Annotated in this window: 25 protein-coding genes and 2 pseudogenes; 14 read left to right on the top strand and 13 right to left on the bottom strand. The window is 72.0% G+C overall.

Annotation, left to right across the window (positions count from 1 at the left end):
• The 4 genes and pseudogenes from ACFYW9_RS30110 to ACFYW9_RS30125 all read left to right on the top strand — a co-directional run.
• Window positions 1-546: pseudogene (locus tag ACFYW9_RS30110) on the top strand (glucose-6-phosphate isomerase); the annotation flags it as partial.
• A gap of 9 nt (window positions 547-555) precedes the next feature.
• The gene (gene gnd, locus ACFYW9_RS30115; protein ID WP_389156809.1) at window positions 556-1,434 is read left to right on the top strand and encodes a phosphogluconate dehydrogenase (NAD(+)-dependent, decarboxylating); all 879 of its coding nucleotides are present in this window, start codon (window positions 556-558) and stop codon (window positions 1,432-1,434) included.
• Window positions 1,435-1,443: 9 nt separating this feature from the next.
• Window positions 1,444-2,055, top strand: a complete 612-nt coding sequence (locus tag ACFYW9_RS30120; RefSeq protein WP_389156814.1) for a histidine phosphatase family protein — start codon at window positions 1,444-1,446, stop codon at window positions 2,053-2,055.
• Between the two features lie 86 nt (window positions 2,056-2,141).
• On the top strand, window positions 2,142-2,597 hold the full coding sequence (locus tag ACFYW9_RS30125) for a tellurite resistance TerB family protein (RefSeq protein WP_389156817.1): 456 nt from the start codon (window positions 2,142-2,144) through the stop codon (window positions 2,595-2,597).
• 26 nt (window positions 2,598-2,623) lie between these two features.
• On the opposite strand, the gene ACFYW9_RS30130 is transcribed toward ACFYW9_RS30125, so the two are convergent.
• On the bottom strand, window positions 2,624-4,507 hold the full coding sequence (locus tag ACFYW9_RS30130) for a bifunctional sugar phosphate isomerase/epimerase/4-hydroxyphenylpyruvate dioxygenase family protein (RefSeq protein WP_389156820.1): 1,884 nt from the start codon (window positions 4,505-4,507) through the stop codon (window positions 2,624-2,626).
• Between the two features lie 75 nt (window positions 4,508-4,582).
• Window positions 4,583-5,458: a shikimate dehydrogenase gene (locus tag ACFYW9_RS30135; protein WP_351862352.1), complete on the bottom strand. Its 876-nt coding sequence runs from the start codon at window positions 5,456-5,458 to the stop codon at window positions 4,583-4,585.
• A gap of 209 nt (window positions 5,459-5,667) precedes the next feature.
• Between ACFYW9_RS30135 and ACFYW9_RS30140 the strand changes: the two genes are divergently transcribed.
• Window positions 5,668-6,333, top strand: a complete 666-nt coding sequence (locus ACFYW9_RS30140) for a TetR family transcriptional regulator (RefSeq protein ID WP_328446205.1) — start codon at window positions 5,668-5,670, stop codon at window positions 6,331-6,333.
• Between the two features lie 252 nt (window positions 6,334-6,585).
• Complete coding sequence (locus tag ACFYW9_RS30145) at window positions 6,586-7,938, top strand: MFS transporter (RefSeq protein WP_389156825.1); 1,353 nt, start codon at window positions 6,586-6,588, stop codon at window positions 7,936-7,938.
• A gap of 163 nt (window positions 7,939-8,101) precedes the next feature.
• Here ACFYW9_RS30145 and ACFYW9_RS30150 read toward each other — a convergent pair whose 3' ends face one another.
• Window positions 8,102-8,563 (bottom strand): PPOX class F420-dependent oxidoreductase, encoded by a 462-nt coding sequence (locus ACFYW9_RS30150; RefSeq protein ID WP_389156828.1) that lies wholly within the window; start codon window positions 8,561-8,563, stop codon window positions 8,102-8,104.
• Between the two features lie 124 nt (window positions 8,564-8,687).
• Here ACFYW9_RS30150 and ACFYW9_RS30155 point away from each other — a divergent pair, with 124 nt between their 5' ends.
• The 3 genes from ACFYW9_RS30155 to ACFYW9_RS30165 are packed head-to-tail and all read left to right on the top strand — an operon-like array spanning window position 8,688 to window position 11,992.
• On the top strand, window positions 8,688-9,272 hold the full coding sequence (locus ACFYW9_RS30155; RefSeq protein ID WP_389156831.1) for a TetR/AcrR family transcriptional regulator: 585 nt from the start codon (window positions 8,688-8,690) through the stop codon (window positions 9,270-9,272).
• Entirely contained in the window at window positions 9,269-10,738 is a 1,470-nt protein-coding gene (locus ACFYW9_RS30160; RefSeq protein WP_389156834.1) for an MFS transporter, read from the top strand. Before ACFYW9_RS30155 ends, ACFYW9_RS30160 begins: the two co-directional genes overlap by 4 nt.
• 30 nt (window positions 10,739-10,768) lie before the next feature.
• A complete protein-coding gene (locus tag ACFYW9_RS30165; protein ID WP_389156837.1) occupies window positions 10,769-11,992 on the top strand; it encodes a serine hydrolase domain-containing protein in 1,224 nt (407 codons plus the stop codon).
• A 238-nt stretch (window positions 11,993-12,230) separates the two neighbouring features.
• Here the strand turns inward: ACFYW9_RS30165 and ribA are convergent, their stop codons facing one another.
• Window positions 12,231-12,938, bottom strand: a complete 708-nt coding sequence (gene ribA, locus ACFYW9_RS30170) for a GTP cyclohydrolase II (protein WP_351862347.1) — start codon at window positions 12,936-12,938, stop codon at window positions 12,231-12,233.
• A gap of 38 nt (window positions 12,939-12,976) precedes the next feature.
• On the opposite strand from ribA, the gene ACFYW9_RS30175 reads away from it, so the two are divergent.
• Window positions 12,977-13,738 carry a creatininase family protein gene (locus ACFYW9_RS30175; RefSeq protein WP_387300717.1) on the top strand — a complete coding sequence of 254 codons (762 nt, stop codon included), beginning with the start codon at window positions 12,977-12,979 and terminating at the stop codon, window positions 13,736-13,738.
• Window positions 13,739-13,875: 137 nt separating this feature from the next.
• Here the strand turns inward: ACFYW9_RS30175 and ACFYW9_RS30180 are convergent.
• The 5 genes and pseudogenes from ACFYW9_RS30180 to ACFYW9_RS30200 form a co-directional block, all read right to left on the bottom strand.
• Window positions 13,876-14,967: pseudogene (locus ACFYW9_RS30180) on the bottom strand (lysylphosphatidylglycerol synthase transmembrane domain-containing protein); the annotation flags it as partial.
• Complete coding sequence (locus ACFYW9_RS30185) at window positions 14,886-15,887, bottom strand: class I SAM-dependent methyltransferase (protein ID WP_389157013.1); 1,002 nt, start codon at window positions 15,885-15,887, stop codon at window positions 14,886-14,888. The gene ACFYW9_RS30185 and the pseudogene ACFYW9_RS30180, both read right to left, overlap by 82 nt.
• Complete coding sequence (locus ACFYW9_RS30190) at window positions 15,815-17,038, bottom strand: glycosyltransferase family 4 protein (RefSeq protein WP_389156841.1); 1,224 nt, start codon at window positions 17,036-17,038, stop codon at window positions 15,815-15,817. The genes ACFYW9_RS30185 and ACFYW9_RS30190 overlap by 73 nt, the downstream gene beginning before the upstream one ends.
• Window positions 17,035-17,433: a 6-carboxytetrahydropterin synthase gene (locus ACFYW9_RS30195; protein WP_328446223.1), complete on the bottom strand. Its 399-nt coding sequence runs from the start codon at window positions 17,431-17,433 to the stop codon at window positions 17,035-17,037. Before ACFYW9_RS30195 ends, ACFYW9_RS30190 begins: the two co-directional genes overlap by 4 nt.
• A gap of 137 nt (window positions 17,434-17,570) precedes the next feature.
• Window positions 17,571-18,551, bottom strand: coding sequence for a zinc-binding alcohol dehydrogenase (locus tag ACFYW9_RS30200; RefSeq protein ID WP_389156845.1), 981 nt, complete (start codon window positions 18,549-18,551; stop codon window positions 17,571-17,573).
• 108 nt (window positions 18,552-18,659) lie between these two features.
• On the opposite strand from ACFYW9_RS30200, the gene ACFYW9_RS30205 reads away from it, so the two are divergent.
• The 4 genes from ACFYW9_RS30205 (at window position 18,660) to ACFYW9_RS30220 (ending at window position 22,187) form a co-directional block, all read left to right on the top strand.
• A complete protein-coding gene (locus tag ACFYW9_RS30205; RefSeq protein WP_389156848.1) occupies window positions 18,660-19,466 on the top strand; it encodes a CDP-alcohol phosphatidyltransferase family protein in 807 nt (268 codons plus the stop codon).
• A gap of 203 nt (window positions 19,467-19,669) precedes the next feature.
• Window positions 19,670-20,809 (top strand): ABC transporter ATP-binding protein, encoded by a 1,140-nt coding sequence (locus ACFYW9_RS30210; protein WP_389156851.1) that lies wholly within the window; start codon window positions 19,670-19,672, stop codon window positions 20,807-20,809.
• The gene (locus ACFYW9_RS30215; RefSeq protein WP_389156854.1) at window positions 20,806-21,516 is read left to right on the top strand and encodes an ABC transporter permease; all 711 of its coding nucleotides are present in this window, start codon (window positions 20,806-20,808) and stop codon (window positions 21,514-21,516) included. The genes ACFYW9_RS30210 and ACFYW9_RS30215 overlap by 4 nt, the downstream gene beginning before the upstream one ends.
• Window positions 21,513-22,187, top strand: coding sequence for an ABC transporter permease (locus ACFYW9_RS30220; protein WP_389156859.1), 675 nt, complete (start codon window positions 21,513-21,515; stop codon window positions 22,185-22,187). The genes ACFYW9_RS30215 and ACFYW9_RS30220 overlap by 4 nt, the downstream gene beginning before the upstream one ends.
• A 127-nt stretch (window positions 22,188-22,314) precedes the next feature.
• Here ACFYW9_RS30220 and ACFYW9_RS30225 read toward each other — a convergent pair whose 3' ends face one another.
• From ACFYW9_RS30225 to ACFYW9_RS30240, 4 genes are read right to left on the bottom strand one after another with little or no spacing between them, the layout of a single operon-like run.
• Window positions 22,315-22,953, bottom strand: a complete 639-nt coding sequence (locus ACFYW9_RS30225) for an ATP/GTP-binding protein (RefSeq protein ID WP_389156863.1) — start codon at window positions 22,951-22,953, stop codon at window positions 22,315-22,317.
• Window positions 22,904-23,335, bottom strand: coding sequence for a DUF742 domain-containing protein (locus tag ACFYW9_RS30230; RefSeq protein WP_351862340.1), 432 nt, complete (start codon window positions 23,333-23,335; stop codon window positions 22,904-22,906). The genes ACFYW9_RS30225 and ACFYW9_RS30230 overlap by 50 nt, the downstream gene beginning before the upstream one ends.
• 58 nt (window positions 23,336-23,393) lie before the next feature.
• Window positions 23,394-23,867: a roadblock/LC7 domain-containing protein gene (locus tag ACFYW9_RS30235; RefSeq protein WP_326790727.1), complete on the bottom strand. Its 474-nt coding sequence runs from the start codon at window positions 23,865-23,867 to the stop codon at window positions 23,394-23,396.
• 2 nt (window positions 23,868-23,869) lie between these two features.
• Window positions 23,870-26,422, bottom strand: a complete 2,553-nt coding sequence (locus tag ACFYW9_RS30240) for an ATP-binding protein (RefSeq protein WP_389156867.1) — start codon at window positions 26,420-26,422, stop codon at window positions 23,870-23,872.
• Window positions 26,423-26,805: the final 383 nt, after the last annotated feature.

The following is a 26,805-nucleotide window of genomic DNA, read 5'->3' on the forward strand; positions in this document are numbered from 1 at the left end:
GGCAACCCGGTGGAGTGGCAGACCGGACCGGTGGTGTGGGGCACGCCCGGCACCAACGGCCAGCACGCCTACTACCAGTTGATCCACCAGGGCACGAAGCTGATCCCCGCCGACTTCATCGGCTTCGCCAACCCGGTCGGTGAACTGAGCGACGAACTCGCGGCCCAGCACGACCTGTTGATGGCGAATTTCTTCGCGCAGACGCAGGCGCTGGCGTTCGGGAAGACGCCGGACGAGGTCCGCGCCGAGGGCGTGCCCGAGGAACTGGTGCCGCACAAGACGTTCGAGGGCAACCACCCCACGACCACGATCCTCGCCGCCGAACTGACCCCCTCGGTCCTGGGCCAGCTGATCGCCCTCTACGAGCACAAGGTGTTCGTCCAGGGCGCGATCTGGAACATCGACTCCTTCGACCAGTGGGGCGTCGAACTCGGCAAGGTGCTCGCCAAGCGCGTCGAACCCGCCCTCACCGAAGGCGCCGACGTACCCGGTCTCGACCCCTCCACGGCCGCTCTCGTGGCCGCTTACCGCAACCTCCGAAAGTAGAGAACTGACATGCAGCTCGGACTCATCGGTCTCGGCAAGATGGGCGGCAACATGCGCGAGCGGATACGCCGCGCCGGCCACACCGTCGTCGGCTACGACCGTAATCCGGACCTCGCCGACGTGCACAGCCTCGCCGAACTCGTGGGCAGCCTCGAAGGCCCGCGCGTGGTCTGGGTGATGGTGCCGGCCGGCGCCCCCACCCAGACCGTCATCGACGAACTCGGTGACCTGCTGGAGGCCGGCGACACGGTCGTGGACGGCGGCAACTCCCGCTGGACGGACGACGAGAAGCACGCCGGGGAGCTGGCGGCCAAGGGCATCGGCTTCGTCGACGCCGGCGTCTCGGGCGGAGTGTGGGGCCTGGAGAACGGCTACGCGCTGATGGTCGGCGGCGACGCCGAGAACATCGAGAAGGTGCGGCCGGTCTTCGACGCGCTCAAGCCGGAGGGCGACTTCGGCTTCGTGCACGCCGGCAGGGTGGGCGCGGGCCACTTCTCCAAGATGGTCCACAACGGCATCGAGTACGCCATGATGCAGGCGTACGCCGAGGGCTGGGAGCTCCTGGAGAAGGTCGACTCGGTCACCGACGTACGGGAGGTGTTCCGCTCCTGGCAGGAGGGCACGGTCATCCGTTCCTGGCTGCTCGACCTCGCGGTCAACGCCCTGGACGGCGACGAGCACCTGGACAAGCTGCGCGGCCACGCGGAGGACTCGGGCGAGGGCCGCTGGACCGTCGAGGCGGCCATCGACAACGCCGTTCCGCTGCCCGCCATCACGGCGTCCCTCTTCGCCCGCTTCGCGTCCCGCCAGGACGACTCGCCGCAGATGAAGATGATCGCGGCGCTGCGCAACCAGTTCGGCGGCCACGCCGTCGAGTCGGCGAAGTAGGCAAGGACCATGGGCGATCTCATCCTGGTCCGCCACGGAGAGACCGAGTGGACGCTGACGGGACAGCACACGAGCTGGACCGATCTTCCGCTCACCACGCACGGTGAGGAGCAGGCCGAGTCGCTCGCGCCGTTCTTCGCCGGGCGGTCCTTCGCCCAGGTCCTCACCAGTCCCCTCGGCCGCGCGGTCCGGACGGCCGAGCTCGCGGGGCTGTCCGGCGCGCGGACCGACCCCGATCTGCACGAGTGGGACTACGGCGGCTACGAGGGGATCACCACCATCGCCATCCACCGGGCCCGGCCCGGCTGGGTGCTGTGGGACGACGGGGTGCCGCCCGGCCCGGACGGCCACCCCGGCGAATCACCTCGCGAGGTGGGCGTGCGAGCCGACCGGGTGCTCTCCCGGGTGGACGCCGCGCTCTGCGACCACCCCGGTGACGTGGTGCTGGTGGCGCACGCGCACTTCCTGCGGGTGCTCACGGCGCGACGGCTGGGGCTGCCGCCCGAGTCGGGGCGGCTGTTCCAGCTCTCGACCGGGACCGTCAGCAGGCTCTCCACCGAGCACGGCGGTCCCGTGATCGCCGCCTGGAATCAACCGGGAACTTCCGTCACGGTCCACTAGTTTCCACGGTGCCGCTGTAGAAACCGAAGAGTCCTCCGGTCCGCCCGCTCGGGCGGACCGGGCTCTTGACCACCTGTGGAGTTCTCATGGCCCTGTGGGACCGCATCAAAGAGTCCGCGTCGACGATGCAGACCCAGCTCGTGGCGAAGAAGAACGATCTCAAGAGCGGCGCCTTCCGCGACGCGAGCATGGCGATGTGCGCCCTGGTCGCGGCGGCGGACGGCACGATCGACCCGTCCGAGCGGCAGCGCGTGGCCCAGCTCATCGCCACGAACGAGGTCCTCCAGAACTTCGACGCCACGGACCTGCAGCGCCGTTTCGACGACAACCTGAGCAAGCTGACGGTCGACTTCGCCTTCGGCAAGGTCAGTGTTCTCCAGGAGATCGCCAAGGCGAAGAAGAAGCCCGCCGAGGCGCGCGCGGTCATCCAGATCGGCATCGTCATCGGCGGCGCCGACGGCGACTTCGACAAGACCGAGCAGGCCGTCGTGCGTGAGGCGTGCTTCACGCTGGACCTGCCGCCGCACGAGTTCGACCTGTAGGACACCCGCCCTCGGGCCCGGTCGGCTCAGCGCCCCGGCCGCCCCTCCGCGCGCTGCGCGGCGAGGCGCACCGGGGCGTTCTGCGCTCCGTACCCCCGGTATCCGCCGTCCCGCTGGACGAGTTCGAAGAAGACACGGCCGACGGTCCGCGTGTAGCAGTGCCGGAACTCCCCTTCCCCGTCGCGGTCGTAGAGAATGCCGAGCTCGCGGTACACCGCCAGTTCCTCGTCGCCGAGCCCGTACCGGGCGGCCAGGTCGTCGTAGTAGTTGGCGGGTACCGCCAGCAGCAGGCCGCCGGCCACGCGAAAGCGCCGGGCGGCCTGGATCACGTCACGGGTGGCGAGGGCGATGTGCTGGGGGCGGGCGGCGTCGTCCGTGGGCGCGGGGCCGACGCCGAGGGCTATCCGGACGCTTCCGTCGCCGTTGGTGACCGCGCGGCTGCGGTGCAGTCCGTAGGGGTCGGCGACGTCGACGCTCTCCTGGGCGCCCAGTCCGAGGACGGCGCGGTGGAACAGGGCGGCCTCGTCGAACTGGTGCCAGGGCTGGGTGAGCGCCAGGTGGTCGATCCGGGTCACCCGCGAGGCGGCCGGTTCCCCCTCGGCGGGTTCGTCGTGGGGCACCCGTTCCACGGGCTCGAAGTCGTCCGTCCAGACCGGGAGTTCGCCGCGGGCGGGGGAAGTTCCGCCCTCCGGCGGCGCCGCGGGCCGGGGAGAGGCGCAGAAGAAGAGTTCGGTGCCGTCGGGTGCGGCGACCGCGTCGAGGGGCGCGTCCTCCAGGGCGCGGCGGCGCGGCAGGACGGGAGCGAGGAGGGATTCGGCGCGCCGGGCCGCGGCGGCGGGGTCGGGCGACTCCAGGCCGATCGCGGCGAGAGCGGTGCCGCCGTGCCGGGCGGCCGGTCCGGTGTTGACCAGGACGCGGGCCTCGCCCTGTTCCCAGAGGTCGACGGGCTTGCTGCGGTGGCGGGACGTACGGGCGAAACCGAGGGCGCCGAGGAGGGTGGCGACGGGGACGACATCGGGTGTGACGAGTTCGGCGAAGGCGACGCCGGTCGGCACGACGGGAGCGGGCGGTGCCGCGAGCCCGGCCGCCTCGCGCAGCAGAGGCCGTACCGTCTCCTGGAGGACGAGCAGGGAACGGCGGGCGTCGACGGCGGTCGGACCGGCCTCGGCCTGCCGGAAGACGTCGTTGAAGACCTCGAGGGACAGGGGCCCGTCGTAACCGGCGCGCAGGACGTGGGCGAGCAGTCCCGCGAGGTCGAAGCCGCCCTGGCCGGGAAAGCAGCGGTAGTGACGGCTCCACTGGAGCACGTCCATCGCCATCAGCGGCGCGTCGGCCAGCTGCAGGAAGAAGATCTTGTCCCCGGGGATGTCCTCGATCCCCTTGGGGTCCGATCCGCGGGCGAGGATGTGGAAGCTGTCCAGACAGGTGCCGAGAGCGGGGTGCCCGGCCGCCTCGACGATGTTCCAGGCGTGGTCGTACGTGCTCACGTGCCGGCCCCAGGCGAGCGCCTCGTACGCGACCTTGACGCCGAAGTCCTCGGCGAGGACGGCCAGCCGGCGCAGTTGCTCCGCCGCGAGCGCGTCGTCGTCCACGGCGTGCGGCGAGACGCTGGAGCACACCAGCACGGTGCCGGCACCGAGGCGGCGCATGAGCTCGAACTTGTGGCGTGCCCGGCGCAGAGAGCGGGTGAACTCCTCCTCCGCGACGGCCTCGATGTCGCGCATCGGCTGGTAGAGGTCGATGCGCAGGCCGAGGTCGGCGGTGCGGGCCCGGATCTCCTCGGGGGTGAGGGGGCTGGCGAGCAGGTCGTTCTCGAAGATCTCCACTCCGTCGAAGCCCGCCCGGGCGGCGGCGGTGAGCTTCTCGGTCAGGGAGCCGCTGAGGGACACGGTGGCGATGGACGTACGCATGGCGTTGCTCCTTCGGTCTGTTCGTCCAGGACGTGTCCGGTCGGACAGGTCCCAGGGCCTTCCCGCGCGACGCCCTCAGTTCCGGGCGCCCGCGGCACCGGCCAGCTCGGCGATGTCCGCGAGCATCCGTGCCGTGCCGGGCTCGCGCCCCGTGAACAGCCGGAAGGCGTCCGCGGCCTGGAAGGCGGCCATCCCGCCGCCGTCGAGCGTGGCGCAGCCGGCCGCGCGGGCGGTGCGCAGCAGTTCGGTCTCCAGCGGCCGGTAGACCACTTCGGCCACCCACAGGCCGGGGCGCAGCAGCGCGGCGGGGAAGGGGAGGCCCGGGTGCGCGGCCATGCCGGTGGGGGTGGCGTGCACGACGCCGTCGGCGCCGGCGAGCAGGGGCGCGAGTGTGTCCGGTGCCGCCGCGGCGGCCCGGCCCTCGCCGAAGTGGCCGTTCAGCGCGGCGGCGAGGGAGGCGGCGCGGTCGGGCACGGCGTCGACGACGGTGACGTGTCCCGCGCCCAGGGTGAGCACGGCGTGGGCGACGGCCGCCCCCGCGCCGCCCGCGCCGAGCTGGACGACCCGTTCCAGAGGGACGTCGGGCAGTCCGCGCGCGAAGGAGGCCGCGAAACCGGTGACGTCCGTGTTGTGTCCCGTCGCGCGGCCGTCCTCGAAGACGACGGTGTTGACCGCGCCGAGTGCGGCGGCCTGCGGAGCGAGATCGTCGAGATGCGGGATGACGAGCTGTTTGCAGGGGTGGGTGATGTTCAGCCCGTCGAAGCCGACGTCGCGTGCGGCCCGTACGAGATCGCCGACGGCCTCCGGCGGAACGCCGAGGGTGTCGATGTCGATCAGCCGGTACAGACAGCGCAGCCCCTGCCGGTCGGCCTCCCGCTGGTGCAGGGCGGGGCTGAGGGAGGGACCGATTCCGGAGCCGATGAGGCCGACGAGGTACGAGGTCTGGGACACGGCGGGCCTCCGGAGGCGTGGAGTCGGCGGGCGAGCGGTGACCGATCGGCCGTCACTAATGTACGAACTGGTTCGTTAGTCATATCAAGCCGCCTCCCCGAAGGGAAGGGCCGCCCCGGTGAAGGCACGCGAGGACGTCTCGCGATCTCCCCCGGGCCCGCCCTGCTTCTAGAATCGCGGACACCGACCGTCTCGCCCGAAGGAACCCGATGACCAGCGTCGAAGAACCGGCACGACCCGGCGGGCGCATCCGCGACGCCGCCCGCACCAAGGCCGAGATTCTCGACGTGGCGACCCAGGAGTTCTCCCGCGCCGGTTTCGCGGGCGCCCGGGTCGACGAGATCGCCGCCCGCACCAGCACCACGAAGCGGATGATCTACTACTACTTCGGCGGCAAGGAGCAGCTCTTCACGGCGGTCCTGGAGCGCGCCTACTCGGTGATCCGGCAGGCCGAACAGGAGCTGGACGTCGAGCACCTGGACCCGGTCGCGGCCATCCGCCGGCTCGCCGAGCTGACCTTCGACCACCATGAGGCGCACCCCGACTTCATCCGCCTGGTGAGCATCGAGAACATCCACGAGGCCGAACACATCGCGGACTCCGAGGCGCTGGGCAGGATCGGCTCGCCCGCGCTCGACGTGATCCGCCGGATCCTGGCGACCGGGAGGAAGTCGGGCCTGTTCACCGCCGACGTCGACGCCGTGGACCTGCACGCGATGATCAGCGCCTTCTGCTTCTTCCGCGTCTCCAACCGGCATACGTTCGGCGCCCTGTTCGGCCGCGACCTGACCGCCCCCGACCAGCGGGAGCACTACCGCTCGATGCTCGGCGACATGGTCATCGCCTATCTGACCGCGGACCGCGCGGCGGACTGAGCGCGGGAACGTCCTTCGGCGCGACCCCTTGACACCCGGGTGACCTGGGCGCACCATCCGTAGCCATCCGCTACTAACTATCCAGTGGGTTAATTAACCACGGGGCCAGGGACCGGCCACCGTCGCACCGCCGTCCGGGCTCCCTCCGGTACGGCGGTGGTGCCACGGCCCGCCCCTCGGGGCCACGGCGCCGGCCCCGCACCCCGTGCCCCGCCGCACTCCCGTCCCCGGAGTCACCCGAAGGAGCAAGCCGTGTCCGAACCCGCAGCCCCGCTCGACGCGCCACCCGGCCAGCCCAAAAAGGCCGCCATGGCCGCCTGGATCGGCAGCGCCCTGGAGTACTACGACTTCTTCATCTACGGCAGCGCCGCGGCCCTCATCTTCCCGAAGGTCTTCTTCGACGAGTCCGACCCGGCCACCGCGACCCTCCAGTCGCTCGCCACCTTCGGCGTCGCCTACGCGGCCCGCCCGGTCGGCGCTCTCTTCCTCGGCCACTTCGGCGACCGGCTCGGCCGCAAGAAGATCATGGTCTTCACGCTGATCCTCATGGGACTGTCGACGTTCCTCATCGGCTGTCTGCCGACCCGCGCCCAGGTGGGCGGCATCGCCCCGGTCCTGCTCGTCCTGTGCCGCGTCCTCCAGGGCATCTCCGCGGCCGGCGAACAGGCCGGAGCCAACTCGATGACGCTGGAGCACGCGCCTCCAAAACGGCGTGGCTTCTTCACCAGTTTCACCCTCAGCGGCACCCAGGGCGGCCAGCTCATCGCGACCCTGGTCTTCCTGGCGGTCGCCACGATGCCCGAGGACCAACTGCTCTCCTGGGGCTGGCGCGTGCCCTTCTGGGCGAGCGTCGCCGTCGCCGTGGTCGGCTATGTCATCCGCCGCACCCTCCAGGAGACTCCGGCCTTCACCCGGCAGGCGGAGACCGAAGGAGTCGCCGGACTGCCCCTCGCCGTGCTGTTCCGCGAGCACTGGGCGGACGTGCTGCGCGTGGTCGCGGGTGCGCTCATCGCCTCGGTCAGCACGATCTTCACGGTGTGGGCGCTGGCCTACGGCACCAGTGACGCGGTCGGCCTCTCCCGCACGCAGATGCTGTGGGTCGGCGCGCTGGCCAACCTGGTGGCCCTCGGCGCGATTCCCGCCTGGGCCATGCTCTCCGACCGCATCGGCCGCCGCCCGGTGTACCTGATCGGCGCCGCGGGCAGCGCGGGCCTGATGTTCGCCTACCTGTGGGCCATCTCCACCGGCTCCTACCCCCTGGTCCTGCTCTTCGGCATCCTCGCCTTCGGCGTCGTCTACAGCGCCGCGAACGGTGTCTGGCCCTCCTTCTACGGAGAGATGTTCTCCACGCGCGTCCGGCTCTCCGGCACGGCGATAGGCACCCAGATCGGCTTCGCCGTGGCCGGGTTCGCCGTCACCTTCGCCGCGCAGATCGCCGGTCCCGACGGCGACGACTGGTCCTCGGTCGCGCTGTTCACCGCGGCGCTGTGCGTGCCGCCGGTGCTCGCCGTGCTCACCGCCCGCGAGACCCACGAGGTGCCGACCGAGCGGCTCGGCCTGCGCGGCGCGGGCGACACGGTGCACCGCGAGACCGTGACCGCCTGACCCGGACGCCCGCGTCCCGCGTCCCGAGTCCCGGGCCCCGAGTCCCGAGTCCCGAGTCCCGCCGCATGATCCGAACGACAAGCCCGGGTCCCCGACGCGCAGATCCGCTCGGGGACCCGGGCACGCCCGGACCGCGGTCACCCGCCCGCCCGGACAGCGGGTGTCAGCGTGCGGGGATCCCGTACGCCCGCTCCACGTGCAGCCGCAGCACCAGCCGGCCGTCGCGGACCATGGCCGCGCGGTAGTCGTCCCAGTCGGGGTGTTCACCGAGGACGTCCCGGTAGACCCTGATCAGCTCCTCCACGGTCTCGTCGTGCGGATCCCCGGCGACGGGCGTCAGCTCGGCCGTGCCCTCGACGACCGTGTAGGCCCACCGGTCCGCGCTGGTCACGTGGTACGAGGCCCTCGGGTCCCGGCGCAGATTGCGGGTCTTGGCGCGGTCGTCGGTGAGCGACACGCGGATGACCCCCTCCTCGGGGTAGTACACGTGGCTGACGTTCGACAGCTGGGGCCGGCCATCCTTCTTGAGGGTGACGAGCACCCCGCCCTTGTACGCGGAGAGCAGCTTCAGCAGTGCGTCCTGCGCCGTGTCCGGCGTCGCGCTCTTGGTCGCTTCCTCAGTCATATCAGGGTCAACGCTCCGGATCCGGTACGTCATTCCGGGCCGGCGGCCCTCCCCCGCCCCCTCTCACCCCACCCTGCGGTCAGGCGCGTAGACAGTGTCTACTCCCGTCTGGTAGACAGTGTCCATGAACGAGCCGGAACCCACCACCGGACTGCGGACGCGCCTGATCGACGTCGGGGTCGATCTCGTGACCGCGGAGGGAGCGCAGGCGCTGACCCTGCGGGAGATCGCCCGCAGGGCGGGGGTCTCGCACGGCGCCCCGCGCCGCTACTTCCCGACCCATCTGGAGCTGCTGTCCGCCATCGCGCGCCGCGGCTTCGCCGACCTCCAGCACCGCGCGGCGCACACGGCCGGCGACGGCGAGAGCGACCCCCGGGCCCGGCTGACCGCCCTCGCGAAGGTGTACCTGGACTTCGCGCTGACCCAGCGCGGCATGTACGAGCTGATGTTCCGTCACGACCTGCTGGAGAGCAACCGGTTGGGGCTCCGGGAGACCAGTCTGCCGCTGTTCGGGACACTGGTGGAACTCGTCGGCCGGGTGCGTCCGCAGGCGGACGCCCGGATCGTCGCCGGCGCCCTGTGGGCGAACCTGCACGGCATCGCCCAACTGTGGGGCTGGGGAAGCCTGAAGCTCACCACGGACGCCGACGACTGCACCCCCCTGCTGAACGCGGCGCTCGACGCGCACCTCGGCCCGGAGGAACGATGACAGCCCCCGGCTCCGACAGCGTCACCCCCACGGCGGCCGCGCGCCCCGCCCCTCCAGGGGCGGCACACCGCCGGATCACCCTCGCGAGCAGCGTCGTCGGCGCCGTGATCGTCGCCCTCGACGGCACGGTCCTCACCGTCGCGCAGCCCGCGCTCCAGGGCGACCTGCACGCCTCGTTCGCACAGGTCCAGTGGACCAGCACCGGGTATCTCATCGCGGTGGCGGGCCTGCTGGTGTTCGCGGGACGCCTCGGCGACCGCTACGGACACCAGCGGATCTTCGCCCTCGGCATCCTGGGCTTCGGGGCGGCGTCCGCCGGAATCGGCCTCGCGCCCGGGATCGGCTGGGTGATCGCGCTGCGGGTCGCCCAGGGCGTCTTCGGCGCGCTGCTGCAACCGGCCACGCTCGGCATGCTGCGCGCCGCGTACCCGCCCGACCGGCTCGGGACGCCCATCGCGCTGCGGGCGAGCGCCATCGGGATCGCCGCGGCCGCGGGTCCGCTGCTCGGCGGCGCGCTGGTCGGCCACTTCGGATGGCGGTCCGTCTTCTTCCTCAACGTGCCGCCCGCGCTGGCGATGGGCGCGGCCGCGCTCCTTGTCCGGGCGCCCGCCGACCCGGGGAGGAGAACGGTCCGCCCGCCGGCGGCCGAGGGCCTCGACGTGCCGGGAGCCTGTCTGCTCACCGTCGCCCTGGTCGCCCTGGTGCACACCCTGGTCGCCGTACCCGAAACCGGCTGGACGGCGGCGAGGGTGGCCGGAGCGGCCCTGGTGGCCGCCGCCGGCACCGCGTTCGTACGCCGGCAGCGCCGGGCCGCGAACCCCTTGGTGCCGCCGGAGATCCTCGGCTCGGCGACCATCGGCGCGGCGCTCGGCACCCTGGTGGCCGTGTCCGCCGCGCTGCTCGGCACCCTGTTCACCGCCAGCTACTTCCTCCAGCGCACCCTGGGTCTCGACCCGCAGGAGACCGGCCTGCGGGCGCTGCCCGCCGGAGTGATGATGGTGCTCGGGGCTCCCCTCGCCGCCGTCCTCATGCGCAGGACCGGCCCGCGGCGGACCGCCGTGGCCGGAACGCTCGTCCTCACGTTCGGCGTCCTGCTCCTGGGCCGGCTCGGACCGGCGTCCACCGCCCTGCCCGTCGCCTGCGGCTTCCTGCTGCTGGGTGCCGGTTTCGTGACGGTGATGGTGACGACGACGGCGGTCGCCGTGCGGCACGCCCCCGCGGCGTCGGCCGGTGTGGCGGGCGGACTGCAGCAGACGGCGATGAACATCGGACCCACGCTGGGGATCGCGGTGGCGGCCACGCTGATGTCTCTGACGCCCGGCGCCGTCGGCCCCCCGCTGACCGCGCTCGCGCTGTTCTCCGCGGCGGGAACCCTGCTCGCCCTGAGGCTTCCGGGGCACAAGGACACCGTGGGGGCCGTCCGGGCAGGCCCGCGCGACGCGTCACCGGCCCGTTTGGGACGATGAGGAACACGAGCCGCGGTCCGAAGGAGAACCATGGGACATCTGCGACAGGAAGTCGAGCCGGGATCCGTCGGCCTCGACCCCGAGGCGCTGGACCGGCTCGACCGGCACTTCGCCGCTCTGGTCGACGACGGCAGGCTCCCCGGTTTCCTGGTCGCCGTCTCCCGGCACGGGCAGGTCGCCCACCTCACCACGTACGGCCGGCGCGACCGTGCGGCGGAACTCCCGGTGGAGAGCGACACCTTGTGGCGGATCTACTCCATGACCAAGCCGGTCACCTCGGTCGCGGCGCTCATGCTGCTCGAAGAGGGCCGCCTCGGACTCGACGACCCGGTGTCCGACTTCCTTCCCGCCTTCGCCGAACCACGGGTGTACGTCGGCGGGTCCGGACCGGACACGACGACCCGGCCCGCCCGACAGCCCGTCCTGATCCGCCACCTGCTCACCCACACCGCGGGCCTGACCTTCGGCTTCTATCACGCGCACCCCGTCGACGGGCTCTACCGCGACGCGGGTGTGGAGTCCTCGGTGGCTCCGGACACCGACCTGGCCGGGACCTGCGAGGTGTACGCCGGGCTGCCGCTCCAGTTCGAGCCGGGCACACAGTGGAACTACTCGGTGGCCACCAATGTCCTCGGCCGTGTCATCGAGGTGGTGTCCGGCCAGGACCTCGACGTCTTCCTCCACCGGCGCGTCCTCGGGCCGCTCGGGATGACCGACGCCGGCTTCCAGGTCACGGACGAACAGGCCGGCAGACTGGCCGAGTTGTACGGCGAGGACGACGACGGAGAACTCACCCCGATCGCCGGTCTCCCACTGCGCGGCCGGCCCCGCTTCCTGTCCGGCAGCGGGGGGATGGTCGCCACGGCCCACGACTACCACCGCTTCATGGAGATGCTCCGGCGCCGCGGCGAACTCGACGGAACCCGTCTGCTGCGCCCCGGGACCGTGGACCTGATGGCGGCCAACCAGCTGCCCGGCAACGCCGACCGGCGCTCCTTCGGCAGCCCGGTCCACCAGGAACCCGGCAACGCCGGCCTCGGCTTCGGCCTGGGCCTCTCGGTCGTGGTGGACCCGGCCGTCACCCGGGCGCCTGCCGCCGAGGGCGCGTTCGGCTGGAGCGGAGTGGCCACCACGACCTTCTGGGTCGACCCGCGGCGCGACCTGACCGTGCAGTTCCTGAGCCAACTGCGCCCGAAGGGCTCGCACTCGGTCTTCCCCGACCTCAAGCGGCTGGTGCACGAGGCGGTGCGGTAAGCCGGGCGGTGCGGTAGGCCTGGCGATCCGGCTCCGCCGCCCTGCGCGGTCAACGGATGGGCGAGCGCGAGGCCCCTGCCGTCGCCGTGGGGGCGTCCGGTTCCGTCGGGTGCCCTCGGGTGCGCGGTGATCATACGAGGGCGGGGCGGTCCGGGGCCCTGATCAGGACAGCCCCGGAACCGCACGCCCGTCTTCCGTCATTCCTCTTCCGTCGTCCCGCTTCCGCCGGCCTCCACGGTCATTCCTCGGTGACGACCGTCTTCGCCGACCCGGCGAAGATCGCCTTGGCCCACTCCTCGCCGTCCAGGTGGGGCAGGTAGTGGTCGAGGCGTTCCCGCTTGGTCAGCAGGTAGGTGAGGTTGTCCTCGCACGGCGGTATCAGGAGCGGCACCTGCTCGGCGACCTTGATGCCGTGGCGCAGCAGCGACTCACGCTTGCGCGGGTTGTTCGACAGGAGCCGCACGGACCGCACGCCGAGGTCGTGCAGCATCTCCGCCGCCACCCGGTAGTCGCGGGCGTCCACCGGCAGGCCGAGGGCGACGTTCGCCTCGACGGTGTCGAGCCCCTCCGCCTGGAGCTTCATCGCCTTGAGCTTGGCGAGCAGGCCGATGCCCCGGCCCTCGTGCCCGCGCAGGTAGACGAGGACGCCGCGGCCCTCGGCAGCGATGGCCTGCAGCGAGGCGATGAGCTGGGGGCCGCACTCGCAGTGCTGCGATCCGAAGGAGTCGCCGGTGAGGCATTCGGAATGCAGCCGGGTCAGGACGTCACCCTTTCCCAGGGTGTCCAAGTCGCCGTACACGAGGACGACTTGTTCCTCGCCGCGGTCGTGGTCGAGGTAGCCGACGGCGTGGAAATCGCCGTACACGGTGGGCAGCGGGGCAATCACGACTCGTTCGACACCTGTGAGGTGGGCATTCCCGCCGAGTACGCCAAAGTTATCTGTCATGATCTGGTTCCTAAGCAGAGTCGAAAGGGCCGTGAAAGATGAGTAGTTCGGGAACGCGCGTGATGGAGTCCGGTGTGCTGTCACTGGACACCACGGAGGATGTCCGCGAGCGGGGGGCCGGTGTCGCCCGCCAGGTCGCCGTCCTTCCCGTCGGAAGCCTCGAACAGCACGGCGCCTACCTGCCCCTGACGACCGACACACTGGTGGCGTGCGCCATCGCGCGGGAGATCGCGGCCGCCTATCCGGTGCATCTTCTTCCTCCGGTGACGATCTCGTGCTCGCACGAGCACGCGGCCTGGCCCGGTACGGTCAGCATTTCCGCCGTCACGCTGTACGCCGTCGTCCGGGACATCGCCGCCTCGTTGCGGCGATCGGGCGTCGACACCCTGGTCGTGGTCAACGGGCACGGTGGGAATTACGTTCTGGGCAATGTGGTCCAGGAATCCGCGGGCACCGGTACACGCATGGCGCTTTTCCCCGCCATGGAGGACTGGGAAGGCGCGTGTGAACGGGCCGGTGTGCAGACGTCGTTGCTCACGGATATGCACGCGGGAGAAATCGAGACGTCCATTCTCCTGCACGCCCATCCGGAATGCGTCAAAGACGGTTATGAGACCTCCGATTTCGTGGCCGACGACCGTCGGCATCTGCTCACTCTCGGCATGTCGGGTTATACCGAGTCCGGGGTCATCGGCCGTCCCTCGATGGCAGGCGCCGAGAAGGGGAAGGAACTCCTCGCCGGGCTGACCGAGGCCTTCGGGGCGTACTTCTCCTTGGTGACGTCCGAGACGCTGCACTGATCAGGTCCTCCCGCGTTCTCCTCCCGGGGGCGCCGGAGCGCGGCACCCCACCGGACGACCAGGACCACGGCGCCGGGCAGGCTCGCCGCGAGGCTGAGCACGCCGTAGATCACCGCGACGGTCAGTCCCATGCCGGCGCCGAGCCCGGCGGCGCCGAACGCCCAGGCGGTGGCGCCCTCGCGGGGGCCCCAGCCCCCGACGTTCAGCGGCAGCCCCATGGCCAGCAGGGCCAGCAGGGCCAGCGGCGTCAGCCGGGCGACGGACGCGCCGGATCCGGCGGCCCGGGCGGCGAGCACGAACATCGCCAGATGACCGGCGAGCACCAGGACCGACGCGAGCGTCACACCGGGCCAGCTGCGCCGGGCCAGCAGGGCACCCCGGGCCTCGGCGAGCGCGCCGCGGACGGCTCCGTACCGTCCGGTGGCGGAAGAGGTCCGACGCCTGCGGACGACACCGAAGGTCACCGCGCCGCACACCGAGACGAGCGCGAGGAGCAGCGCGGCCTCGCGGGCCTGCGCGAGCACGGGTGACGGCTGGGTGAGCAGCACCACCGCGCCGACGGCCACCAGCACGGCCTGTCCCGCGGTGCGTTCCAGCACCACCGAGCGCACGCCCCGGCCGATGTCGCCGGCGCTCTGCCCGTGCCGTACCGCCCGGTGCACGTCGCCGAGGACCCCGCCGGGCAGCGCGGCGTTCAGGAACAGCGCGCGGTAGTAGTCCGCGACGGCCGCGCCCAGCGGGAGTTCGATGCGCAGCTCGCGCGCGACCAGGCACCACCGCCAGGCGCTGAACACCGTGGTGAGCAGCCCGATCGCCATCGCCACCGTCAGGGTGGTCCCGTCGATGCGCCGCAGCCCGTCCACGAACACCCCGGTACCCAGCCGCCAGAGCAGCACTCCGAGGATGAGGACGCCGGCCGTGGCGCCGAAGTGCTTGCGCACACGTCCGGACACGCGCCGGGCCCGGGGGGTTCCCCCGGCCGCCGGGCTCCCGGAGCCCTCGGCCGGGACGGACCCCGGTCCCGCACCCGTGGGGCCCGGCGCCCGCGAGGCGCCGGACTCCGCGGGGATGTTCAGAAGCGGGCCGTCGAGGTCCGGGGCCGCGGCCGCCAAGGAGGCGGCCGGTCCCAGTGTCTCCAGGCCCGCGCTCACGCCGCACCCCCGACAGGGTGGGGCAGCGCCAGCACATCGCTGTGGTGGACGACGACCCGCAGCTCGCCCGCGGCACACGCCGCCAGGCGCGACTCCAGATACGACTCCGCCCGTCCGGCCAGCTCGGGGCGCTCCTCCACCGCCGCGCCGACCCAGCCGCGCAGCCACTCCGCGGTCAGGGCGGCCTCGTCGGGGCCGAGCCGCCAGGGGCTCGGATGCACCCGCACGGTCGCGTCGTAGCGGGCGAACGCCTCGCAGGCGGCGGTGACGGCGTCCGGGCCGAGCAGGTCGCCGCGCCGCTGGTGGGCGTTGAACGCCTCGGTGATCTCGGCGTCCAGCGGGTCGGCCGGGCTGAATTCGACCCGGCCGGCGACGGACAGCGTCAGCAGGGCGGGCACGCCGGCGCCGGCGCAGGCCGCCGCGAGCCGGTCGATCTCCTCGGCGGTGAGCACGTCGAGCAGCGCCGACGCGGTCACCAGGGAGGCGCCGGCCAGGGCGTCCGCGGTCAGCCGCCCGATGTCACCGCGCTGGGTGGTGACGCCGACGTGGCTGCCGTCGGCCGCCGCCTTGGGCGCCCCGACGGTGGCGAAGTGCAGCAGGTACGGGTCCCGGTCGTGCAGGATCCAGTGCTGGGCGCCGTCGAGCCGGGGCGCCAGCCAGCGGCCCATGGAGCCGGTGCCGCAGCCGAGGTCGTGGATGGCCAGGCCGCCGCGCACGGGCCGGTTGGCCAGCCGGATGCGCAGCGGGTCGAGGAGGTCGACCGCCCGCGCGGCGGCGTCGGCGGGCTCGCGCAGCTGGAGCCACTGGGGCGCGTAGCGCACCTCTTCGGCCTCAGGGTCCCCGACTCGCTGACCGGGCACGCCCGTCCTCACCTTCTCCTCGGGGAGGCCGGAGTCCGGCCCGCTCGCGGGGGTCGTCGCGGTACTCACGCCGCCCTCCGGGGTTCCTGGGGCAGCCGGCCGAGCACACCGGCCAGGCTGCGCGCGGTGGTGGCCCAGCCGTCGAGCGCGGCACGGCGTCCGCGGGCGGCGGCCTTCAGCCGGCGCCGCACGTCGGCCTCGCCGAACCAGCCGCGCAGCTCGGCGGCGAGGGCCGCCGGGTCCTCCGGGGGGACGAGGATGCCGGGCACCCCGCCGTCGGGGGCGCGTCCGACGGCCTCGGGCACACCGCCGACGTCCGTGGCGAGCACGGGGATGCCGCGGGCCAGGGCCTCGGTGACGGCCATGCCGTACGTCTCCGCGTACGAGGTGAGGACCATGAGGTCGGCCGAGGCGTAGCTGGCGTCGAGTTCGGCGCCGGCCTGCGGTCCGGCGAGGTGCAGCCGGTCGCCGAGGCCGTGCTGGGCGATCAGGGCGCGCAGATGGTCGACGTAGGCCGGGTCCTGGGCCAGACCGCCGACGCAGACGCAGCTCCAGGGCAGGTCGGTGACGGTGGCGAGGGCCTCGATGAGCCGGTGCTGGCCCTTGCGCGGGGTCACCGCGGCGACGCACAGCAGCCGCGAGACACCGTCGGTTCCGGAGGCGAGCGGTGCGATGTCGGCGCCGGGGGCCGCGGCGTGGACCCGGTCGGGGGCGAGGCCGTGGTGGGCGACGAGCCGGCGGACGGCCCACTCGCTGGTGGCGACGACGGCGGACACGGCCCGCAGGGTCGTACGTTCCAGGGCGTCCAGCTCGGCGGCCACGGCGGGCTCGAGTCCCGTCTCGTCGCCGAGCGGCAGGTGGACGAGGACGACGAGACGCAGCCGGTCGGCCTCGGGAGCGACGATCTCGGGGACTCCGCAGGCGACGATCCCGTCGAGGAGGACGACCGTGCCGTCGGGCAGGTCCGCCAGGGTGCGGGTGAGTTCCGTACGGGCGGCGGCACCGGGGCGGGGCCACTCGCCGGCGACGATGTGCCGCTCGACCTGCCAGCCGAAGCCGGGCAGGTCGAGGCAGAGCCGGCGGTCGTAGGCGTTGCCGCCGCTCGGCGTGGCCGGGTCGTCGACGCCGCCCGGCATCACGAAGTGCACGGTGCGCAGGGACATGGGGATGATCTCGGCGTTCTTGAGAGCCGCGTTCTGCACGGGCACGTAGTTCAGGGCGCCGGGTCCGGGGACCGTGGCGGCACGCCCGGACGGCACGGACGCCTTGTCGAGGGTCACGTCGGTCACAGGGCACGCTCGTAACTCGCCCAGGCGATGTGCGACTCGTGGAGGGTGACGGTGATGCCGGTGAGGCCCTGGGCGCCCGCGCCCAGGGCTCCGGCGTGCACGCGGTCGGCGAGCCGGTCGGCGATGACCTTCGCCAGGAACTCGGTCGAGGTGTTGGTGTCCTTGAAGTCCGGCTCGCTGTCGAGATTGCGGTAGTTCAACTCGCTCACGACGGCGCCGAGCTCCTGCGTGGCCAGGCCGATGTCGACGACGATGTTGTCGTCGTCCAGCTCGGGGCGACGGAAGGTGGCGTCCACCAGGAACGTCGCCCCGTGGAGGCGCTGCGCGGGTCCGAAGACCTCGCCACGGAAGCTGTGGGCGATCATCAGGTGATCGCGGACGGTGATGCTGAACAACGGACGACCCTCCAGGTGCGGTGCGTCTGATCCCCTGCCGGGATCACGTCGTGTAGTACGGCTGTCCGGTTCACCTTGTTCAGCCGCGTGTCGCCCTTTCTTCGGAGTCCGTAGAGGTCAGGCCGGTTCTCGTCGGCTCAAACCTCTTCGTAGGCGACTCGGTGGCACAGGGCGGGTATCGATCCGGAGGCCAGTTTCCCCATCACGTCAGGGAGCTCTCCGAAGGAGCACTCGCCGGTGATCAGGGCGTCGAAGGCCGGTTCGGCGAGAAGTTCGAGGGCGAGCGCCAGACGGTCCGCGTACGTCCTTCCGGCCCGGCCGGAGGGGGAGACGGAGCCCACCTGGCTGCTGCGCAGGGTCAGCCGACGCGAGTGGAAGGCCTCGCCGAGCGGCAGGGCGACCCGGCGGTCCCCGTACCAGCTCAGCTCGATGACGGTCCCCTCGTGGGCGAGCAGACCGAGGGAGAGGTTCAGTCCGGCCTCGGTGGCGCTCGCGTGCACGACGAGGTCGCGTTCGCCCTCGGCGTCCTCGGGGAGCGCGAAATCGACGCCGAGCGCGCGGACGACGGCACCGCGTGCCGGGTCGGCGTCGACGAGCTGGACGCGCACCCCGGGGAAACGGGCGAGCAGCGCGGCGACCGAGCAGCCGACCATGCCGCCGCCGACCACGGCGATCCGGTCGCCGATGAGCGGGGCGGCGTCCCACAGGGCGTTCACCGCGGTCTCGACGGTGCCGGCGAGGACGGCGCGGGAGGCGGGCACCGCCTCGGGTACGACGGTCACGGCGCTCACCGGGACGACGTACCGCGTCTGGTGCGGGTAGAGGCAGAAGACCGTCCGCCCGAGCAGACGCTCGGGTCCTTCCTCCACTCGGCCGACACTCAGATAGCCGTATTTCACGGGTGCGGGGAAATCCCCGTCCTGGAACGGCGCGCGCATCGAGGCGTGCTGGTTCTCCGGGACTCCCCCGCGGAACACGAGGGTCTCGGTGCCCCTGCTGACTCCGGAGTAGAGCGTACGGACGAGTACCTCGTCCTGCGCGGGCGCGTTGAGGGTGACGTCACGGATCTCGCCGTGGCCCGGAGATGCGAGCCAGAAGGCGCGAGCTGTGAGTTCCATGAGCGTCCCCCTGAACGATTCCGCAGCTCTTCACGTACGGAGCAGTGACAAGTCGCGCACACGGTACGCGGCGTTGATCGAATCTGTCATTCGGCCGGAGGATCTGCGGTGGCCCTGAACAACATGTACGGCGCAAGGCTTCCCCAGCAGGAGACCATGGTGGGAGCCGGCGTGCAGCTCCTGGTCCTGGCCCTGCTGGGCACGGCGATCGGGATGGGGCCCGCGGGCTGGCTGACCGGCCTGGTGTTCGCGTTCGCCACCTGGGCGGTGCTCACCCGCGCGCTGCGGCGCACACAGCCCCGCTCGTTCGGACCCGCCAACCGGGTCACGCTCGGCCGCGCGATCCTGGTGGGCGGAGTCACCGCGCTGGTCGCGGACTCCTTCGAGAGCTCGCCGCCGGTCAGCCTGCTGGTCGGTCTGACGGCGGTCGCGCTGATCCTCGACGGCGTCGACGGCAAGGTGGCCCGGCGGACCGGAACGTCCTCGGCCCTGGGCGCCCGCTTCGACATGGAGGTGGACGCGTTCCTGATCCTCGTGCTGAGCGTGTACGTCGGGATGTCGCTCGGTCCGTGGGTGCTGCTGATCGGCACGATGCGGTACGCGTTCGTCGCCGCCGCCCGGGTGATGCCGTGGCTGAACGGCGAGCTGCCGCCGAGCATGGCGCGCAAGACGGTGGCGGCCCTCCAGGGCGTCATCCTGCTGGTCGCGGGCTCCGGACTCCTGCCGTACGAAGCGGAGATGGCCGCCGTGCTGACCGCGCTCGCGCTGCTCGTGTGGTCGTTCGGCCGTGACATCGCGTGGCTGTGGCGGCAGGGTGGCCGCGGGCCCGTGGAGCGGATGCAGCAGCCCCTGGAGAACGAGCGCCCGCGGGAACTGGTCACCGCGGGCTCGGCTTCCGTGGGTTCCGAGGGCTGATCGCCGAACGGTACGGGCCCGGGGAGGAGTTGACCGGGACCCCGTGAGGCCGGGAGGCCCTGTGCGCCCGGGAAAAGCGGACGTACGCACGACATTCACGATCTGTCATGACCGGGAACGAACATCGTCTGGCTAGACTACGCACCCTCGTGCACGTGATCGCGCCACGCGCGGGCAAGGCCGTTCCCGAAGGGTTTCGACGCTTGATAGCCATCGAAGATGTCAGCAAGCGATACGCCGACGGCACGGTGGCCGTCGATCGCCTGTCCCTCCAGATACCGGATCACTCCATCACCGTTCTCGTCGGACCTTCGGGCTGCGGCAAGACCACCACGCTCCGCATGATCAACCGCATGATCGAGCCGAGCAGCGGCACGATCCGGGTCGACGGCGAGGACATCCGCGCCCGCCCCGTCAACGCCCTCCGGCGCTCGATGGGTTACGTCATCCAGAACGCCGGCCTCTTCCAGCACCGGACGATCGTCGACAACATCGCCACCGTGCCCCGGCTGCTCGGCTGGTCCAAGCAGCGCGCCCGGGAGCGCGCCGCGGAACTGATGGAACGGGTCGGCCTCGATCCGGCCCTGGCCCGCCGCTATCCGTACCAGCTCTCCGGCGGCCAGCAGCAACGCGTCGGCGTCGCGCGGGCGTTGGCGGCCGACCCGCCCATCCTGCTCATGGACGAGCCGTTCTCCGCGGTCGACCCGGTCGTACGCCGGGGACTCCAGGAGGAGTTGCTGCGCATCCAGGGCGAACTGGGCAAGGCCATCGTGTTCGTCACCCACGACATGGACGAGGCGATCACCATCGGCGACCGCATCGCCGTGCTGCGCACCGGCGGCAGGCTCGCCCAGTTCGCCGCCCCCGACGAGATCCTCTCGGCGCCGGCCGACCCGTTCGTCGAGCGGTTCCTCGGCGCGGACCGGGGCATCCGCGGTCTGTCGTTCCTCTCCACCCGCGATCTCGGACTCGACCGCTCCCGGGTCTTCCCCGTCGGCTCCGACTGGCGGGAGATCGCCGGACGCGCCCCGGAGGGGACGCCCGTGCTGGTGACCGACGCCGACGGCAGGCCGCTCGGCTGGGCCGACCCCGGCACCTGGGGCGGAGACGTCGCGGACCTCGAACCGTACGGCCCGAGCTTCGAGGTGGGCCGCGACTCGCTGCGGGTCGCGCTCGACCGTGCCGTGCTGTCGCCGACCGGACGGGCCGTCGGCGTCGACGGTTCCGGGAAGGTGCTCGGGGTCGCCGGGCAGGAGACGGTCGCCGCGGCGATCCGGTCGGCCCGGCAGCGCCGGGCGGCGGACGCCCCGCAGGAGACGGCGACGGCGAAGGCCGCGCGATGAACGGGTTCTTCGACATCCCGAGCGCCATCCAGCACAGCTATGCCGGCCTGATCGTCCTCCATCTGGAGGAGGCGCTCGTCCCCGTGCTGGCCGGGTTGCTGCTGGCCGTGCCGATCGGCCTGCTGTGCGTCCACTACGACTGGCTCTACGCGCCGGTGCTGTGGACCTCGACGGTGCTCTACGCGATCCCCTCCATCGCCTTCTTCGTGGTGCTCATCGACTACACCGGGCTGAGTCTGCTGACCGTGATGATCCCGCTGTGCCTGTACAGCCTCGTCGTGCTCGTCCCGGCGGTGGTCGACGGGGTCCGCTCGGTCCCCGAGGAGACGAACGCCGCCGCCTCCGCCATGGGCATCGGTGTCGTGCGCCGCTACTTCCAGGTCCAACTGCCCATCGCGGTACCGGCGATCATGGCCGGGCTGCGTGTGGCCGTCGCCTCGAGCATCAGCCTGGTGAGCGTCGGCGCGCTGATCGGCAACCAGGGCGCGTTCGGGAATCTGCTGACCTACGCGCAGTTGTACGGTCTCCCCCGGCTCGCCGTGACCGCGGTGGTCACCATCGCCGTTCTCGCGGTCGTGATCGACGCCCTGCTGGTCCTGCTGCGGCGGGTCCTCACCCCCTGGCAGCCTCCGTCCGGCGGTGCCGCCGGGCGCTCCGGAGCCGCGGCCGCGGACGCCGGTGCCGGCACCCCGGAGGGCGCCTCGTGAACGTACTGAACTTCATGCAGGCCTTCTTCAGCGACGGCTCGCACTGGCACGGCTACGACGGCATCCCGCAGCGGGTGTGGGAGCACGTCCAGTACACGGCCGCGGCCCTCGCGATCGCCTCGGCCATCGGTCTGCCGATCGGCCTGGTCACCGGGCACACCGGGCGCGGCGGCAACGCCCTGGCCTTCGTGTCCGCCGGGGCGCGCGCGCTGCCGACCTTCGGGCTCCTGGTCCTGATGTTCGTCTGGCTGGGCCTCGGCATCGTGCCGGTGATGATCCCGCTCGTGGTGCTGGCGATCCCGCCGGTCCTCATCACCACCTACGAGGCGGTCCGCACCGTGGACCCCTCCCCCGTCGACGCCGCCCGCGGCATGGGCATGCCGGAGGCACGGATCCTCTTCCAGGTCGAGGTCCCGGCGGCGCTGCCCCTGATCCTCAGCGGGCTGCGCTCGGCGACGGTCCAGATCGTCTCGACGGCCACGATCGCGGCCTACGTGTCCCTCGGCGGGGTCGGCCGCTACATCCTGGACGGCCTGTACCAGCACAACTACGAGAAGGTGGCCGGCGGAGCCGCCCTCACGGCCGTCCTCGCGCTGCTCGTCCTCGTGCTGTTCTGGGCCGTGGGCCGGGGGACGGTCTCACCCGGAGTACGCAGGCGCCGCGCCGCGTAGCGACACCGCCCGACAGCGGTACCACCACGACGGGGACGGCCTTCGGGCCGTCCCCGTCCTCGTCCCGGCCGGACCGGACGGCTTTCGGGCCGTCCGGCCGGAACCCGCGGGCGGCACGCGCCCTCGCTCAGGGACGCTCTCCCGGACCGTGCGCCGATCTCTCGGCCCTGGCGAGGGCGTGTTCGAGGACGACGAGCAGCGCGTCGCGTACGGACCCCCGGTCGCGGGCGTCGAACACGGTCAGCGGCACGTGGTCGGCGACGTCGAGGGCCCACCGTACGTCGTTCAGATCGTGTTCGACCCGGCCGTCGAAGGCGTTGACGGCCACCGCGAAGGGGATGTCCCGGTGCTCGAAGTAGTCGACGGCCGCGTAGCAGTCGTCGAGCCGCCGGGTGTCGACGATGACGAGTCCGCCGAGCGCGCCCTCGACGAGGTCGTCCCACATGAACCCGAACCGTTCCTGGCCGGGGGTCCCGAACAGGTAGAGCTTCAGGGTCGGATCGAGGGTGACACAGCCGAAGTCCATGGCGACGGTCGTCGTCACCTTCTCCGGGGTGTGGGAGAGGTCGTCGACACCGGCGGCGACCGAGGTGATGGACGCCTCGGTGGTCAGCGGCTCGATCTCCGAAATGGCCCCCACCGTCGTGGTCTTGCCCACGCCGAAGCCGCCCGCGATCACCATCTTGACCGGCAGCGGCGGCCGGGGACGCTCGTCGTCATCCCTCACGGATCGAGCCCCGGGAGTCGGGGACAGCTCGGAGACCATCGATCACCCTTCGCAGAACAGTGACATCGCGGTTGGAGCGGGCCTGCGGCGCGTACAGGGCCAGTTGACCGTCGGCGCGCAGGTCGTCGGCGAGAACCCGGACCACGTTCAAGTGCATCCGGAGCCTCGCCGCGATCTCCGCGAGCGACTGCGGCTCACGACAGACCGTGATGATGTCGCGGTGCTGGTCGAAGACGAAGCGGTCCAGCGTCGCCAGTCCCACATTCGTGGCCACCACCTGTGTCTCGATCGGGATCGGCGGTACGAGACTGTCGCCGCCGGCGATCCGTCCCGCGGTCAGCAGGAACGGCCGGACGACCGAGGCGGGGCGTTCCACTCCCCGTTCGGCGCCGCCGCCGGCCAATGGCTCGCCGGACGTCATCACGTCCTCCCCCTTCACCTGTGCGCGCGTCACCGGTCATGTGACGCGCCGTCGGACATCAGCCGGCCGGTGCGACGCCCACGGTTCTCTTCAGCTCCATCACCAGTTGCGGGCTCAGCACGGCACCGGCCCGGTTGGCGAAGAGGGTCATCTCGTAGGCGATGTTGCCGAGTTTCGCCTCCTTCGAGGTGACCACGCCGAGCACCGCGCCGGCGCCGAGCGCGGACACCAGCACATGCCCTTCCTCCAGGTCGATGATGACCTTGTTGAGGCTGCCGAGGCCGTAGTTGCCGGAGGCCCCCATGGCGAGGCTGGTGATTCCGGAGACGATCGCCGCGAGCCGCTCGGAGTCGGCCTGGCCGCGCAGTTGGGACACCGCGATGAGCAGCCCGTCGGAGGAGACGCCGATCACGTCCACGACCCCGGCCGTCTCGGTGGCGAATCGGTTGAGCAGCCAGTTGAAGTCGGCGGCGGCGGCCTTCACGTCCGCCGCGGGTTCCGCTGTCCGGGACTCGGGCCCGCCTGTCCACATCGTCACGTGCTCATGCCTTCCGGAGAAGAGGGTCTTCTGTTCTGGGTGTCGGTCCCGGTGGGACCGGTTCTGCCGCCCGGCCGGGTCACCGTGGTCGTGTGGTCCTCGGTCGCGCTCTCGCGTTCGGCCCGCAGCACGGCGGCCTCGAACTCGTCGAGTTCGGAGCGCGCGGCCTCGGCGTCCGTGGGCTGCCAGGAGGGCGGCCTGCGGTGGGTGGGTGGTTCGGTGGGTCTGGGCAGCCGGCTCGCGGCGGTGCCGGCCGACAGGGTCGCCCCGCGTACCCTGCGGCGCAGCGGACCGGTGTCGCCGGACCGCGCCGGGCCGGTGGGTGCCGGGTCGGCCGCGGTGCCGGGCCGGGCACCGCCGTGCGTCGTCGGGCGCTCGGCGCCGGTGTCCGCCGCCTCCGAACGGCGGGCGTGGTTGGGGGGCTCGGTGCCCCGGGGCCGCGAGGGCACCCTGCGGGGCAGGCCCGCGGGTCCGGCCGGCGCCTCGAGCCGCGCCTTGCGCGGCTCACCGGGGCCGGGGCGGCGCGCGGGCGGCTGCATCCGCGGGGCCCGTACGGCGGCGGAGGCCTGGTCACCGGGCACGAGGTGGGCCGCGGGCACCGCGACGGTGGCGGTGACACCGCCGCCCGGGGTGCGGGACAGGGCGACCTCGATGCCCCAGCGCCGGGACAGACCGCCGACCACGAACAGACCGAGCACCTCCGTCGGCGCCAGGTCGAGGCGCTCGCGCCGGATCAGCCGGGCGTTCTCCTGCGCCAACCGCTCGGGGCTCATGCCGAGTCCGTGGTCGATGATCTCGACGAGGGCTCCGCCCCCTTGGTGCCGGGGCCTCAGGACGACCTCGACGCCGCTGGTCGCCGGGGAGAACATCACGGCGTTCTCCAGGAGTTCGGCGAGCATGAGGGTCAGATCGCCGACGATGTCGGGGACGACGGTGACATCGCCCTCGGCGTGCGGAGTCACGCGCTGGAAGCCCTCGATCTGGCCGAGCGCGGCACGGACGATGTTGCTGAGCCGCATCGGTTCGGTGTTCAGACCGGTCTCGCTGATCCCCGCGAGCAGCATGAGACTGTCGGCGTTGCGCTGGAGGCGGACGGCGATGTGGTCGATGCGGTAGAGCCGGTCCAGCACCTCGGGGTCGGTCTCGCCGCGCTCCACCGAGTCGATCAGGGCGAGTTGGCGGGCCGTCAGATTACTGACGCGGCGGCCGACGTTGCCGAACATCTCGGCGATGTTGCGCCGGCTGACGACCTGGCGTTCCAGCAGCGCGCTCGCGGTCACCTGAACCCGGTTGAAGGCCTCGGCCAGTTCACCGATCTCGTCGCGCACCAGCACGGGAACGGCCTCCAGCCGCGGCGGGCTCGCGTCGTCGGCGTCGTCGTCCGCGACACGGGCGAGCTCGCTCCCCGCGGCACCGGCCACATGCTGGGCCGCCGCCGTGAGGGTCCGTACGGTCCGCACCACGGAACGCCGGGTCAGCACGGAGAACAGCAGCCAGGCCGCGAAGGCGGCCAGGATGCCGGCGATCAGCCAGACCACCCGCCACCAGGCGGAGTTCGACGCGGACTGGGCGTTCCCCGCGATGCCGCCGATCAGCGACTGGACGATCTTCAGGCGGTTCTCGGCCTGCCGCTCATAGGTGGGACCGGCGCGCAGCGCCTCGTCGAGCGCGGCCCGCAACTGTGTCGCGTTCTCGGCGACCAGCGCTCCGGTGTCGACCTGGAGCGCGGCCCAGTGCTGGGTGATGACGCTCTGGTACGGGCTGTGCTCGATCTCGGCGAGGTCGCTGCCCTGTTCCGTGCCGGCGAACCGGGTGAACCGCTCGGCCTGGTAGGTGTACTGGTCGTAGTCGCCGACGGCGCCGGTGAACTCGATGAGCGCGTTGGAGTCACGGGTGCGGGCGGCGAAGACGCTGGTCTCGAAGGAGGCGTGGGCGGTGTCGGCGCGCAGCAGCGCGTCGAGCAGATTGCCCGCGGACGCGGAGGACTCGCTGCCCGACCGGCCGAGACCGAGGCCGTCGATGAGCCCCTCGATCACCGATCCGTAGGCGGGGTCGATGTTGTCGGCGGGGATCGGCCCCTGCTCGACGGTCTTGCGGAGGCTGTCCAGGCCTTCGAGCTCCTTCAGCGCCTGGGCCTCGCCGTCGGGCAGCCGGTCGCCGTAGGCGGCCCGGACCGCTTCGATGCGGGCGCCGACCTGCGCCTGCGCGGCCAGGTAGGCGGCGGTGTCCGGCGCGCTCTTCGCCGAGGGCGCGGCCTCGTAGCGCAGCGAGACCAGGAGGGCCTGGCGGTGCTCGGTCTGCACGGCGTCGATGAGTTTCGTCACCTGCGTGCTGTCGCGGACGAGTTGGGCGGTGTCGGCGGCGGACCGGGCCCGGCCGATCTCGCCGGAGACGACATAGGCGAGCATCACGGAGATGACGGCGAGCGGCACGATCACCAGGACGTTGAGTTTCCGGCGGAAGGGCCAGCGGTCCAGCAGAGACGGTGTCCGGCCGGTCCCGAGAGCGTCGGACGGCTGCCCCGAGGCGGCTTTTCTGTGCGCGGGCACCCAACCTCCTTGACTTCATTCCCCGTTGGAAGCCTCGTAGCAGGCCGCCTGCATGGATCAAATGGTCACGAGCAGCGCGATCGGGCCGACAAGTGGAAGGGGGCCCTCGACGCGGCCAACACTAGCGGCTGCCGTCAGAGTACGGCCATGATCAACCGAAAAGTGGCACGCGAAGACGCCTGGTTCGCTCCTGTTTCGGTCACGTTGCGCCTACAGGCTGAAGCTGTACGGTCCCCATCAGTGATCTATTCGTGTCTTGACGGTACTTGAGGCGGATCGATTGGATCGTCAGGACCGTCACCCGTGCCCACCAGCCACCAACGCCCCACCGATTGCCAAGTCTGGATGACCAAGTGACCATCGCCAGAAGCACTCGAACCTCC

The organism is Streptomyces sp. NPDC002698 (assembly GCF_042888945.1).
Taxonomy (GTDB): domain Bacteria; phylum Actinomycetota; class Actinomycetes; order Streptomycetales; family Streptomycetaceae; genus Streptomyces.

What these genes read in the sequence shown, in the direction of transcription:
- ACFYW9_RS30175 (WP_387300717.1), top strand. Translation starts at nt 12,977, where the DNA reads ATGAGTAGTTCGGGAACGCGCGTGATGGAGTCCGGTGTGCTGTCACTG.
- ACFYW9_RS30235 (WP_326790727.1), bottom strand. Translation starts at nt 23,867, where the DNA reads ATGTGGACAGGCGGGCCCGAGTCCCGGACAGCGGAACCCGCGGCGGAC.
- ACFYW9_RS30150 (WP_389156828.1), bottom strand. Translation starts at nt 8,563, where the DNA reads ATGACTGAGGAAGCGACCAAGAGCGCGACGCCGGACACGGCGCAGGAC.
- ACFYW9_RS30200 (WP_389156845.1), bottom strand. Translation starts at nt 18,551, where the DNA reads ATGGAACTCACAGCTCGCGCCTTCTGGCTCGCATCTCCGGGCCACGGC.
- gnd (WP_389156809.1), top strand. Translation starts at nt 556, where the DNA reads ATGCAGCTCGGACTCATCGGTCTCGGCAAGATGGGCGGCAACATGCGC.
- ACFYW9_RS30125 (WP_389156817.1), top strand. Translation starts at nt 2,142, where the DNA reads ATGGCCCTGTGGGACCGCATCAAAGAGTCCGCGTCGACGATGCAGACC.
- ACFYW9_RS30215 (WP_389156854.1), top strand. Translation starts at nt 20,806, where the DNA reads ATGAACGGGTTCTTCGACATCCCGAGCGCCATCCAGCACAGCTATGCC.
- ACFYW9_RS30130 (WP_389156820.1), bottom strand. Translation starts at nt 4,507, where the DNA reads ATGCGTACGTCCATCGCCACCGTGTCCCTCAGCGGCTCCCTGACCGAG.
- ACFYW9_RS30165 (WP_389156837.1), top strand. Translation starts at nt 10,769, where the DNA reads ATGGGACATCTGCGACAGGAAGTCGAGCCGGGATCCGTCGGCCTCGAC.
- ACFYW9_RS30120 (WP_389156814.1), top strand. Translation starts at nt 1,444, where the DNA reads ATGGGCGATCTCATCCTGGTCCGCCACGGAGAGACCGAGTGGACGCTG.
- ACFYW9_RS30160 (WP_389156834.1), top strand. Translation starts at nt 9,269, where the DNA reads ATGACAGCCCCCGGCTCCGACAGCGTCACCCCCACGGCGGCCGCGCGC.
- ACFYW9_RS30155 (WP_389156831.1), top strand. Translation starts at nt 8,688, where the DNA reads ATGAACGAGCCGGAACCCACCACCGGACTGCGGACGCGCCTGATCGAC.
- ACFYW9_RS30140 (WP_328446205.1), top strand. Translation starts at nt 5,668, where the DNA reads ATGACCAGCGTCGAAGAACCGGCACGACCCGGCGGGCGCATCCGCGAC.
- ACFYW9_RS30230 (WP_351862340.1), bottom strand. Translation starts at nt 23,335, where the DNA reads ATGACGTCCGGCGAGCCATTGGCCGGCGGCGGCGCCGAACGGGGAGTG.
- ribA (WP_351862347.1), bottom strand. Translation starts at nt 12,938, where the DNA reads ATGACAGATAACTTTGGCGTACTCGGCGGGAATGCCCACCTCACAGGT.
- ACFYW9_RS30225 (WP_389156863.1), bottom strand. Translation starts at nt 22,953, where the DNA reads ATGGTCTCCGAGCTGTCCCCGACTCCCGGGGCTCGATCCGTGAGGGAT.